Annotated in this window: 14 protein-coding genes; 1 reads left to right on the top strand and 13 read right to left on the bottom strand. The window is 52.0% G+C overall.

Translation table 11 applies throughout. From position 1 onward, the window contains the following. Positions 1–20: 20 nt before the first annotated feature. The gene (locus ACYVJQ_RS14685) at positions 21–440 is read left to right on the top strand and encodes a helix-turn-helix domain-containing protein (RefSeq protein ID WP_460893858.1); all 420 of its coding nucleotides are present in this window, start codon (positions 21–23) and stop codon (positions 438–440) included. A 296-nt stretch (positions 441–736) separates the two neighbouring features. Here the strand turns inward: ACYVJQ_RS14685 and ACYVJQ_RS14680 are convergent, their stop codons facing one another. The 13 genes from ACYVJQ_RS14680 to ACYVJQ_RS14620 form a co-directional block, all read right to left on the bottom strand. Then, a complete protein-coding gene (locus tag ACYVJQ_RS14680) occupies positions 737–1,417 on the bottom strand; it encodes a DUF2490 domain-containing protein (protein WP_460893857.1) in 681 nt (226 codons plus the stop codon). A gap of 214 nt (positions 1,418–1,631) precedes the next feature. Continuing rightward, the gene (locus ACYVJQ_RS14675; protein ID WP_460893856.1) at positions 1,632–1,979 is read right to left on the bottom strand and encodes a hypothetical protein; all 348 of its coding nucleotides are present in this window, start codon (positions 1,977–1,979) and stop codon (positions 1,632–1,634) included. A gap of 206 nt (positions 1,980–2,185) precedes the next feature. Beyond that, the gene (locus ACYVJQ_RS14670) at positions 2,186–3,463 is read right to left on the bottom strand and encodes a carboxypeptidase-like regulatory domain-containing protein (RefSeq protein WP_460893855.1); all 1,278 of its coding nucleotides are present in this window, start codon (positions 3,461–3,463) and stop codon (positions 2,186–2,188) included. Positions 3,464–3,684: 221 nt separating this feature from the next. After that, positions 3,685–5,040 (bottom strand): sensor histidine kinase, encoded by a 1,356-nt coding sequence (locus ACYVJQ_RS14665; protein WP_460893854.1) that lies wholly within the window; start codon positions 5,038–5,040, stop codon positions 3,685–3,687. Continuing rightward, positions 5,030–6,409 (bottom strand): sigma-54-dependent transcriptional regulator, encoded by a 1,380-nt coding sequence (locus ACYVJQ_RS14660; protein WP_460893853.1) that lies wholly within the window; start codon positions 6,407–6,409, stop codon positions 5,030–5,032. The genes ACYVJQ_RS14665 and ACYVJQ_RS14660 overlap by 11 nt, the downstream gene beginning before the upstream one ends. Positions 6,410–6,841: 432 nt before the next feature. Then, positions 6,842–7,795, bottom strand: coding sequence for an adenylate/guanylate cyclase domain-containing protein (locus ACYVJQ_RS14655; RefSeq protein WP_460893852.1), 954 nt, complete (start codon positions 7,793–7,795; stop codon positions 6,842–6,844). 75 nt (positions 7,796–7,870) lie between these two features. Beyond that, a complete protein-coding gene (locus ACYVJQ_RS14650) occupies positions 7,871–8,155 on the bottom strand; it encodes a GNAT family N-acetyltransferase (RefSeq protein WP_460893851.1) in 285 nt (94 codons plus the stop codon). A 12-nt stretch (positions 8,156–8,167) separates the two neighbouring features. Continuing rightward, positions 8,168–8,794, bottom strand: a complete 627-nt coding sequence (locus ACYVJQ_RS14645; protein ID WP_460893850.1) for an alpha/beta hydrolase — start codon at positions 8,792–8,794, stop codon at positions 8,168–8,170. 16 nt (positions 8,795–8,810) lie between these two features. Beyond that, complete coding sequence (locus tag ACYVJQ_RS14640) at positions 8,811–9,359, bottom strand: NADPH-dependent FMN reductase (protein WP_460893849.1); 549 nt, start codon at positions 9,357–9,359, stop codon at positions 8,811–8,813. A 48-nt stretch (positions 9,360–9,407) separates the two neighbouring features. Then, the gene (locus ACYVJQ_RS14635; protein ID WP_460893848.1) at positions 9,408–9,770 is read right to left on the bottom strand and encodes a cupin domain-containing protein; all 363 of its coding nucleotides are present in this window, start codon (positions 9,768–9,770) and stop codon (positions 9,408–9,410) included. A gap of 6 nt (positions 9,771–9,776) precedes the next feature. Beyond that, positions 9,777–10,712, bottom strand: coding sequence for a ring-cleaving dioxygenase (locus ACYVJQ_RS14630; protein WP_460893847.1), 936 nt, complete (start codon positions 10,710–10,712; stop codon positions 9,777–9,779). A gap of 15 nt (positions 10,713–10,727) precedes the next feature. Then, positions 10,728–11,438, bottom strand: a complete 711-nt coding sequence (locus ACYVJQ_RS14625; protein ID WP_460893846.1) for a pirin family protein — start codon at positions 11,436–11,438, stop codon at positions 10,728–10,730. A 110-nt stretch (positions 11,439–11,548) separates the two neighbouring features. Further along, on the bottom strand, positions 11,549–12,085 hold the full coding sequence (locus tag ACYVJQ_RS14620) for a YceI family protein (RefSeq protein WP_460893845.1): 537 nt from the start codon (positions 12,083–12,085) through the stop codon (positions 11,549–11,551). Positions 12,086–12,104 lie beyond the last annotated feature (19 nt).

Below are 12,104 nucleotides of genomic sequence, written 5' to 3'. Positions count from 1 at the left end.
ACCTGAGAATAGGCTAAGAAATGGAGATGCACATAGGCCACAAACTAAAGAACATAGCTGATAACAAGGACATAAGAGCTGCCCGTATCGCTGAGATGATCGGAAAATCTGAGGCGCAGGTTTATAGGATATTCCAGTCACAGAACATCAGCACGGAAGTACTGGGAAGTATCCTTCAGGTATTGGATATGGGCTTTGGGGATTTCTTCAAGGGAGACACAAGAGACCGGCCTGGCCCCATGGGTTTTGGGAAACCATCGGCCGGACAGTCAGTCGCATCAGAGGCGACTCCTGAGTTCAAGGCGGAAATGGAAGACTTGAAATATAAGCTAAACCTCTGCCACACAGAGAAAAACCATCTGGAGCAACAGGTGAAGCTCCAGAGCCAGACCATCCAGATGCAGGAGCAATTCATTTCCTCCCTGCAGGCAAGGGGCTGATTTCTGCGACAGTACTCGCGACAGTTAGACCTTGAAAAGCCAGCGACAGTAGGCGACACACCCCAAAAACAAGCGTATTAGGCCGTATTCCCATAAAAAAGGGGCCGTGGTGACAGGTTCGAATCCTGCCATTCCGACGAAAATGTGAAAGCCCGTTGTTCTTTTTGAGCAACGGGCTTTTCTTTTATCCCCTAGGCGTTTTAGGCTTGTTTTTCCAAAAACGGGCTTAAAACAGAAACTACCCCCACCGGAGGGCTTTGGATCTATACAGTAGCTTCCCGCTGAAAATCGTTCCCTTATTCCATCTTCCCAAAATCATGTTTGAGGATGAACACGCTGAAGTGCTGGTGCTTGCCGATGCCCACCAACTGAGACAGCCACATGCCTTCCAAGGTGAGGTGCTTGTTAAACACGTAGCCCAGACCGCCGTAGACCCGGTTACTGTCAAAAGGCTGATCCCGTATGATCACGCGCACCTCGTTGCGCAGGATGCCGTACCAGGCCGATTTACCATCGGCGTCTGGTTTTAGGGGCACCCGTAGCCCCAGCAGGTACCGCAGTCGGGTATGGTAGCCCTGCGGCAGCCACCGTTCCTCTACCTGGTACCGGTGCGAAAGAGCCACTCTTCCTACCTGTCCTTTGACCGTGATTTGCTGGTAGAGTCTGTTTTCATGAGTGTACGCTGTCTCTTCGGGGGTAAGGTAGGTGCGGTTGAGAAGATGGGTATAGCCGACCGCTACCGCCACCGGCAAGTCTTTGAAGACATGCTGCGCTTCGGCGCCCGAAAAAGTTGCACGCAGATCGGTGACCGGTTTATAGGTGCGGTATTGCAGATGGGCAGTAAGGTTCCACTGGGGGTTTAGCCAGTAAGAACCGGAATATTGGAGCCAGTGGTTAAAGGAGTTGGGTTGCCCCTCGGCTTCCTGGGCCAGCAACAGGCACACGCTTATTCCCAAGAGGCATATAAAGGATTTCATAATCGGTTTAGATAATCCGTTACCAAAGGCGCTAGCCCTTTTTTAGGGGCGCCTTTCACAAAAGAAGCCTTGCTCTGGAGCAAGGCTTCTTTTGTGAAAGGCAATCCATTCTGGTATTTAAACTAAGATAAATTAACTATCCATTTTATAGCTCTGTCTTCAAGATACCAAAATTCAATCCTTATTTGGAAACTAAATTTATATGCTAATCCTGTTACCAACCTTTCGTTTTGGGAACATAAGTTTTGTTGCCATTGCTATTAATATAATATTGTCCTCCTCGAGAACCAGTTTCAATTGTTTTGCCACCGCCATAGTTGCTAGCACCAGTAGAATAATCTCTAGCTACTGAGCCTTCTTTTCCTGTATAAATGTTTGAATTCCCTTTGGTAGAAAAATTATCGTGGTTAGTATTATTTTTCTCTGTTTTATAATGCGGCTGAACATATGTACCTGTACTAGGCTTAACATATCCAGACTGGTAACGTGTACTCGTGTTTGTTTGCGCTGATGCAAAATTCGCTAGAGCAACAAAACTGCATAAGAAGAATAATTTTTTCATAATTAATTTAATTTTTGCTTACTCTATTCAATTTTCAGCTTATCTGTGATGTAGATTAAAGCTCAGATATAAAACTTTATTTAATCGATTTAAAATTAAAAATCCAGGAATTGATTAAATCTAAATGAGAACCAAAGTTAACCTTTACAGCAAGTAGTAACAATACCTATAAATGGTTAAAAGAAAAGTAAACTTAAAAAATAATTTTATCTGGTTGCCGGCATATAATCCAAGGGCAACATCTCGGCCAGTTTTTCCCAGCCCCAGTAGCCTTCAATCATGTGGGAATAGGGGTTCAGGATCATGCCGGTGGGCTCCAGAAAGGTATAGGGCTCTAACAGGGTAAGCAAAGAGGTTTGCCAGGTAGGGTTGCGGCGCGCCCCGAAGGTATTCTGGCTCAGAAACCCTGCCTCTTCTTTCTCCTTGGTGTACACTACGTTCAGGAAATCTGAGAACTGTAGCCGGGTCTGGCCTGTGGAGGGGTCTTTCTGAATAAGTTGGTCATAGGGCACTGCGCCGGTAAACAACTGGGCCACCTGCTTATCCAGACGGGACATGCGCAGCCAGTAACTCAAGCTGTCTTCGGGCTGGCCCGGCTTATTATAGGTCACTACCATCCCTTTGGCCTTGGCCCTCGCCCGTTTGAGACCGGCCTGAATTTCTTCCTCGGGTGGACGGCTGGGGTTGGGAAGGCGGCGCAGCTTGCGCACGTTAAACCCTTCGGCCTCCAGGTTCTGCGTGTACAGGGCACGCCCGAAGTGCATCATGGAGCCCCGGTAGGCTTTTAAGCGGGCCGCAGCCCAGCGTTTCTGCTGCGCTTTACTTTTAGGTTTCATCTCCACAAACCGGGGATAGCCCGCATGGAATACCTTGTGGTCCTTGAAATCCATCTCAAAGGCCTTCAGCCCGAAATACAGCAGATAGCCCAGGGCCTTGTTCTCAATGACCAGTTCCTCATCCGCCTCGGCGGTAAGGGTTCTTTCCTGGGCATCAAAGGTGAAGTGCAGGGCGTTGGCGTTTACAATCTCTGTAGCGGCGGCGTTGGGGGTACGGCCTATAAAGTTCTGGAAGAAGGTCTCATAGTTGCCTTTCCAATTGGGGTCTACCCGCACCACCACCTCCTGCAAGGCGTTGGCCTTGGGGGTGAGTTCAAACCGGAAGGCCAGCTGTTGCCCGGGCTGCAGGGTAAAGGCATGCGAAAGGGATTCATAGCCCAGAAAGGACACCACCAGCTCATGGCTTCCGGCGGGCAGCGCCGCCAATTTAAAGGTGCCGTTCTCAGCGGTATTGGTGCCATAGGTGGTCTGCGCGATGAATACGGTGGCAAAGTCCAGCGGCTGTTTGGATTGCGCATCTATCACCGTGCCGGTCACGCTGCCAGCCGCCTGGCCAAAGGCGTTGCCAGCAGAAAGCCAGGAACAACAGAAGAGTAGCAGGATCAGGCACCCGCTTTTCCCGCGTACTGTAAAGAAAAAAGAAGGCATAGTGAAGCGTTTACCAGAGCCAAGGAAGAGATTACCCGGGTAAGATAGAAATCTGCCGCCAGAAAGAATATTGATAATAGCGTTTTGAGCCCGTTTTCAGCAAAACAGCCTAAAACGGAAACTGCCGGCTTTGGGCTCCCTACCAGTGACGCCACTGCCGTAACAGGAGAAAAATACCCGAAAGCAGGCCTTTGGTTTAGAAGGGTTTTTCAAAAAACGGGCTAGAAACGCAAGGTGAACGTGGTGCCGTGGCCCAGCTCTGAACTTACCGTGAGCGTGCCCTTGTGCAGGCGCATGATCTGCTTGGACAAACTCAAGCCAATGCCTGTACCAGTGGGTTTGGTGGTGTAGAAAGGCAGAAAGATTTGTTCCTGGGCTTCTTCGGCAATGCCGCTGCCATTGTCGGTCACCTGCATGACAACCCGGCTGTCCTGGTCCGGAAAGGCCTCCAGTTGCAGGGTTTTGGCAGGTTGATCTGCCAGGGCATGAATGGCGTTTCTGAGGAGATTGATCAAAACCTGTTCCAGCAACTGGCGGTCGGCGAGTACTTGCAGGGTGGGTGGGCACTGCACCTCCAGACTGATCTGCTCATAGGCTAGTTCCTCCTGAAACAGGAGTTGCAGTTCTTTGAACATGTCCTGCACGGTGAACAGTTGTTTCTTGGGCACCGGCACCCGCGCCAGGCTCCGGAAATCATTCACGAACCTCACTAGCCCTTGGCTTCTTTTCTCAATGGTCTTTAAGGCAAGCCCCAGGTCTTCGGTTTCCTCACGGGGCAGTTGGATCTGCGCACCGGGCTGCGCCTCCAGGTAATCGTCAATATCGGCGGCCACGCTACCGGCCAGGGAAGAGATGGGCGTCACGGAGTTCATGATCTCATGGGTGAGCACGCGTATAAGGTTGTGCCAGGCTTCCATCTCCTTTTCCTCCAGCTCCCGCTGGATGTTCTGGATAGAGGCCAACCGGAAATCCTCGCCGCGCATGACCAGGTCAACCATGAACAAGGACACCGGCACCTGCTCCTTGCCGTGCTTCAGTTTCAGGACCACGCTCTGGCCGGCCGGCAACGCCAGCAACTGCTCCCGCAGTTGGGGCGCCTGGGCCTGCAGATTATCCAGATGCGTAAGGTGAGGCACTTGCAATAGACGCTTGGCCGCGTTATTGATGAGCTGCACCTCGCCGGTTTTCTTGAAGGTGAGAATGCCAATACCAATGTGCTGCACCACCGTCTGGAAGTACTGGAAAGTAGCCTCCTTCTCGGCCCTGATGTCCCGGAATTTCTTGATCACTTCATTGTAGCGCGCGTAGAGTTCGTCAAAGACTTTGCCCTCGCCGCGCGAGGAAAAAACCTCTGAGAAATCATCGTACTTGATGGTGTTCAGGAATTTGATGAGGCGCTGAGTGGTGCGTTCAATGTAAAGGATTAGCGCAATGGTCTGCACCACAATCAATACGCCCAGCCCTACCTGCGTGGCGAGGAGGGCAGGGTTGAAATCCAACCGGAAAAACAGAAACACTGTGATCAGCAGCAGGAGCACCCGCCCCACCACCTGTCCCCTGAAATTCTTAAAGCCCATATTTCTCCAGCCTGCGGTACAGAGAGGCGCGGGAAAGGCCCAGTTCTTTGGCGGCCTTGGAGATGTTGCCGTCATGCTTGCCCATGGCCTTGACCACCGTGGCCCGCTCTACCTCGTCCAGGTTATGGGTCTGGGTCTGCGCGTCTGCCAGGGTGTTCTGCTGCGTTTGCAGGAAGAAAAAGTCCTGGGGCTGCAGCACCTGGTTCTCAGAGATGATGGAGGCCCGCTCCAGCACGTGCTCCAGTTCCCGTATGTTTCCGGGCCAGTCATAGCGGCGCAGGCGCTCCAACGCTGCGGCAGATACGGTTTTGGCGGGCTGTTTGTATTTCTGGGCGTAGCGTTTCAAAAAGTAGTCTACCAACAAGGGCAGATCTTCCAGACGCTCGCGCAGCGGCGGAAGGTGCAGCTCTATGGTATTGATGCGGTACAGCAAATCCTGCCTAAACCTCCCCTGCTGTACCATCTGCTGCAGTGGCATGTTGGTGGCGCAAATCAGGCGCACGTTAATGGGAATGGGCTGCCCGGTGCCTACCCTAATCACCTCGCGGCGCTGCAGCACGGTAAGCAGCTTGGCTTGCATGGCCATGGACAGGTTGCCAATTTCATCTAAGAATAGGGTGCCGCCGTTGGCCATCTCAAACCGACCTATGCGGTCTTCCTTGGCATCAGTGAAGGCGCCTTTCTTATGCCCGAAGAGTTCGCTTTCAAACAGGGTCTCGGTGAGGGAACCCATGTCTACGGAGATAAAAACCTTGTCGGCGCGCGCCGATTGCTGGTGCAGGCTGCGGGCAATGACTTCTTTACCAGTGCCGTTCTCGCCCAGGAGCAGCAAATCGGCATCAGTTTTGGCTACGCGGCCCATGAGGTGCAACAATTGCTGCATGGCCGGGCTTTTGCCGGTGACCAGGTTCACGCCCTGGCTTAACTGCGAGGCCAGCGCCGAGTTGGCTTTCTTGAGGCTGGAGATTTCTTTGTAGGAGGTTTTGAGCTTAGACGCCGCCGAGAGCGTGGCAATTAGTTTCTCGTTCTGCCAGGGCTTGAGCACAAAGTCAGTAGCCCCTTCTTTCAAAGCCCGCACCGCCATTTCCACATCACCGAAGGCCGTGATCATGATCACCACCGCGTTAGGATCGCGGGCCAGAATCTCTTTGAGCCAGTAGAATCCCTCATTGCCGCTGGTGGTGTCTTCCATGAAGTTCATGTCCAGCAAAATCAGATCATAGGTATCCTGGTTGAGCAGAAACGGGATCTTGCGCGGGTCTTTTTCAATGATCACCTGCTGGGCATACTTTTTCAGGAGCATCTTGGCAGAGAAGAGAATGTCTTCGTTGTCATCAATGATCAGGATTTTACCTAAGGTCTGTTCCACGGCGGTTTGGGTTGAGGTTGCACAAACAATACACCTAAACTATGCCAGATACCCGGAAAGGCCTTAAAGCAGCTGGCAGGGTGAATTTACAAAATCCAGAGGTAGGAAAGTGTCCGGTGCTGAACAAAAAAGTGTTCGCTGGCGGACAGTCCGTTCCCAGCCCCTCTGCTAGACAAGGTTTTGTCAACGGGGGCGTTTTAGGGCAGCTTTTCGAAAAACAGGCTTAGAATAGAAGCCTTACAGTTGGGCAGGAACAGACCTTTCTAGGCTGTAATCTTTAATCCTTGCAAAGGCAGTTTTTCTTTGATTTGAAACAATCTTGCTGCGCAGGATCACGGCGTTACGTGCAACGACGCTATAGGTCACTTTTGTGTTTTAAGCCTGTTTTTCAGAAAACGGCCTCAAAACGTGAAAGCAGAAAAAGCGGGGGCTTTACGCGGATTGTGAGGCGGCCACGCGGTATTCATAGGGTTTGCCAATAAGCCTAATTTCCATGGGTTTGCTTACACCTTTTAACTGCAGGTAGGTGGCATCTTTGGCGTAAGGCGGGTTCTTTAGCAGGCTATAGGCTCTCTCAGAGATGATAAAGCTATTGTTGAGTTCTTTGGTGGCGGCCTGCAAGCGGGCGGCCACATTCACGGGGTACCCCATAACGGTGAGGTTGTTGTTTAACCCGATGCCTACGTTCCCATAAATGACTTTGCCCACGTGCACGCCAATACCTACCTCAAAGGCATGGTGAAAGTAAGGCCGCATGTAAGTATTATTGAAAATCTTAATGTCTTCCAATATCTTGATCCCTGCCAGCACGGCGGCCTCAGTGGCTTTCCTGATTTTGGTGTCCAGCCCGAAAACGGCGTAGAGCCCATCGCCGGCGGTGTCAATGATCTGCCCGCCGTAGTGTTCTAAGGCATTGCGCACCAGCGTAAATATGCGGCGCATGATATGGATCACGTCAAAGGGAAGGTGTGACTCAATGAAGGGGGTAAAGTTGCGGATGTCAATGAAGAACAAGGCCAGCTTGCGGCGCACGCCCATCACCTCGGTGATACTGCTTTCCTCATCGCCGTTAATAAAGATATAGCGGTCTGTGTCATCTTTGATGAGCCGCTGCACTTGCACCGTGGGCCCGGTCACCAACGTTTGGCAGGCCAGCCGCACATCATCCGGGAACTTGCGCACGGCTTTGATGGCTTTTTCATGGCTTGATAACGGCGACAGGTGTTCTTTGCCGTGCAGTACCAGCACCCGGCAGGTAGTACACTGCCCCTTTCCGCCGCAGGCGTGGTAATGCGGAATGCCTGCCGCCAAAGACGCCTCCAACACCGTTTGCCCCGGCTCCACCGGAATCACTTTCTCGCCTCTGAAATCAATCTGGAAAGGCATAGGCATACGTAGGCTAGGTGGAAGGACAACCGCGTTCTGAAAGTGCAGCTGTACCGCAGTTCTTATACGGCCAGATCAGCTTTTTTCTTTGACCAGGTACTGGTACTCCGGGTGCTTTTTGAGATAGGCTGACATATAGGGACACCGGGGCACCACCTGTAGTTTCTCTGCCGCAATGTAGTCCAGCACGTGTTTGGTCATGGTTCCGGCAATGCCGCGCCCCTCCAGTTCCTTGGGTACCTCAGTGTGGAGCACGGTCATGACGCCAGGCTTCAGGCGGTATTCAATGAGCGCCATCTGGCCTTCCACTTCCGCTTCAAAGCGCTGCGCTGCTTCATTGTTGGTGATGGTCAACTCCATAGGTGACAAAGGTTATTGATGGCTTAGAATGGCACGGGCCAGGTCTATCTCTTCCTGCAGAATGGTATGCGGACGGCCCTTGTAGATTTTCTGGGTAACCTTGGCCCCCATTTTCTCCAGAACGGCGGCAGTTTCTTCTACCCTGCTGACAGGTACATGCGGGTCATGGTCACCGGTGGTGATTAACACGGGCGTGCCGGCAAAGTCACCCTGGTAGTTGGCGGTGTTCAGTTGCTGGCCAATTAAGCCGCCGGTAAAGAGCAGCAGGCCACCGTAGCGTCTGGCATGCCGGGCCGCAAATTCAGAGCTCAGGCTGGCCCCCTGTGAAAAGCCCAGCAGGAAGATGTTCTCACTTTTTACGCCCTGCGCCAATAAATCGTTGACTAGGTTGTCTAATTGCTCCAGGGCAGAGTCCAGGGCCGGTTGGTTTTGCTCTACCGGCACCATGAACCCATACGGGTACCAGGTGTGCTGCGTAGCCTGCGGGGCCAGCAAGGCAAAGTCTTTTACCGGCAAATGATTGGCCAGTTCCAGAATGCTTTGGGCGGTGGCGCCTCTGCCGTGCACCATCACCAGGGCCTTGCGGTCTGCGCTGATGGGTTGGCCGGCGGTAATCACGTTTTTTTGGTGGGTATACATAGGTTTAAAAGCTAGGTTAAGAATGGGCGGTTTGCAACGCCTTGGCCAGCCACAGGAAATCTGCCAGAAACTTGTCTAGCCTACCGCTGTAGCCTTCATCTATCAATTGCCCGTCCTGGAACAAGTTCTGTACCTTGGGGGTGAGCAGGAAATTGGGCAGCACAATGCCGTTGAATTTGATTGACAGTTCCTGCAGGTCCTTGGCCGCATTCACGCCGCCCAGCATCCCCGAAGAAACCCCTACTACCGCAAAGGGCTTATGGAAATACTCCTGATAGAAATAGTCCAGGGTGTTCTTGAGGGCACCCGAATAACTGCTGTTGTGCTCTGGTGACACCAGTACAAGCCCGTCACTTTGCGCAATGGCGGCACTGGTCTGCGTCATTTTTTCTGATGGCTCTGGCGTACTGGCGAAGGTGTTCTCCAACAAAGGAAAATTGAGTTCACGCACGTCCAGTAACTGCACGGTGTGGCCCTGGTCTTGCAGGCGTTTTACTACCTCTTGGGCTACTTGATGAGATTGCCGCTGCGGGCGGGCACTACCAGAGAATACTATTAAATTCATGGGTATAGTTGGTGTAGAATACAGGTAAAAGACCAGTGATCTCCAAAGTTATTCCGGTAAGGTAACAAAAATGGAGTGCCGCACCTGGGCCAACAGGTTTCTGGTCTTATGGCCCTTGCCGGTGGTGTCTTCCACAAGCAGAATCTCCCCGGCCCCAAATTGCCTTTTCTCGCCTAAGGAAGTTTCTATCTCAATCTGGCCGTCCAGCAGAAAAATGTACTGCCGGGCGGGCGCCGTATGGAAATCATAGTCATAGCCGGGCACTACCTTCCGGAAGCTGATGGTTTTTGCATCTTCGGCCTCAGAGAGAAACCCAATATCACCCGCGTGCCGCAAGGGCTTGAAAACCTCCTCAAAATGGCTGTCTCCGTTCTGGTCTGCGTACACGCGGGTGATTTTGAAATCTTCCATTATGGGTTAGTCTAGTTTAGGCAACACGGCTTCAATGTCGGCGCGGCGCGGTTCATACTGCGGCGGCAACAACAGGTTAGAGCCCAGTTTGTCCCATTCCTCGTCAATCCCGAAGCCCGGGTTATCCGTGGCAATCTCAAACAACACCCCGCCTGGCTCTCTGAAATAGAGCGAGTAGAAGTAGTTGCGGTCAATCTTCTCGGTGATTTGATGGCCGGCGGTCGCTACTTTCTTCCGGAATTCCATTAACGTGGCTTCATCCTTCACCCGGAACGCAATGTGGTGATTGGTGCCAGCTCCGCCAATGCCTCTGGCCTCATTGGGCAGTTCCACCAGGTCAATGATGGCGGCGTGTTCTACGGCATCAGTAATGTAACGGTACCGGTTACCGCTTTTCTCCTGCAAGGTGTAGCCAAAGATATCCGTCAGGATAGCGGCGGTCGCCTTGATATCTTTCAAGGTGAGGGTCACGCTGTGGAAACCTCTGGTGGCTACCTCGGCGCTCACTTCGTCTGTAGTCCAGGGCGTGCGGTTATCCTGGTTTTTAGCGATGACCAATTCCAGTTTAAGGCCGTCTGGGTCCAGGAACGTGAGGTACTTCTCCCCGAATTTCTCTGAGGGTTTGTTATAGATGACGTTGTGGTCCTCAAAGCGCTTTACCCAGAAGTCAAAGCTGCCTTCGGGCACCGAGTAGCCAATGTTGGTGGCCATGCCGGTACCGGCGCTTCCGCGGCGGGAGCCTTCATAGGGGAAGAAAGTAAGAATAGTGCCCGCACTGCCTTTCTCATCACCGTAGTATAAATGGTAGGTACCGGGGTCATCAAAATTGACGGTCTTTTTAAGCAGACGCAAGCCCAATATATTGGTATAGAAGTCAAGGTTCTTTTTAGCCTTATCGGCGATGGCCGTGATGTGGTGCAGGCCTAATATTTTAGTTTCCATAGTGGTGGTTAATGCTTAGTGGTTGATAGGTGTTTCTATGAGCAGAAACCTGCTCTCCTGGGTGAAAGTAAAATCAAGCTGGTTCGTGTCCCAGATGCCCAGAGCCTCGCGGTTGGTGAGCTGTTCTCCGTTCACTTCCAGCGTACCGCTGATGTTGAAGAGGAAGACTGCCTTGTTGACGGGGTTAAAGGAATAACTAGTCTTTTGACCCGCCTCAAAGTACCCTAAAGAAAGCCTGGCGTTTTGGTTGATCCAGCAGTGACCCGTGCCTTCCTCCTGACTTACAATAGTAACCAGTTGGTTTTTGCGTTCTGCCTCCGGGAAATGACGGCGTTGGTAGCGGGGCGTGATGTTCTGCAGTTTGGGCTCAATCCAGATCTGCAGGAAGTTTACCTGGTCTGCGCCCACATTGTGTTCCTCGTGGCGCAAGCCACTGCCCGCACTCATGATCTGCACCCAATCCTGGTGCACTGTTTCCTTAAAGCCCAGGGAGTCAATGTGGCTCATAGAACCGGCCAGCATCACAGAGATAATCTCCATGTTGGCGTGCGGGTGCAGCCCAAAGCCGTTCTCTGGCTGCACAAAATCATCATTGAAGGCCCGCAACAACCCAAACCCAGACCGTACCGGATTATGGTAGCAAGAGAAGCTGAACACGAAATTGCTTTTCAGCCAGCCCAAGTCTTTGACACCTCTGTCTGCGGGGTTGAATCTCTCGGTTTTCATGTGCGGTAAAGAATATGGTTAGGTGTACGGATTGGTATTTGGGATAGGTGATTCGGCTTTGCCGTTTTGGGCCCGTTTTTGAGAAAACAGGCCCAAAACGAAGCGCTGGATTAGGCTTGCTTTACCAGCTGAATCTCAGCCTGCAGTTTAATCTCGTCGCTTACCACCACGCTGCCGGCCTCGGTGACGGCGTTCCAGGTAAGGCCAAACTCCTTGCGGCTAATCTTGCCGGTCACGGTAAAGCCGGCCTTGGTCTGACCGTAAGGGTCTACCACAATACCGCCAAACTCTACCTTCACGGTCACTGGCTTAGTCACTCCTTTGATGGTTAAGTCACCGTGCAGCAGATAATCCTCTCCGCTTGTATGCTCGTAGTTGCTGCCTTCAAACTTGATTTGGCCATGCGTGTCTACGTCAAAGAAATCGGCTGATTTCAGGTGCGTGTCACGTTGCTCGTTGTTGGTGCTGATAGAGTTTACATCGGCGGTGAAGGTGACCTTGCTGGCGCTGGTGAAGGTTTCATCCTGGGTTTCCGCCTCTACGTTGAAACTTTGGAAATACCCCGTCACGGTGGTGATCATCAAGTGCTTTACTTTGAACTGAACTTCTGAGTGCATTGGGTCTACTGCCCATTTGATAGTTGCCATGATCTTTTGCTTTTAAGTA

It is taken from the genome of Rufibacter soli (genome assembly GCF_054781795.1).
The sequence above is the reverse complement of the archived record's forward strand: the minus strand, read 5'-3'. Positions and strand labels throughout refer to the sequence as shown.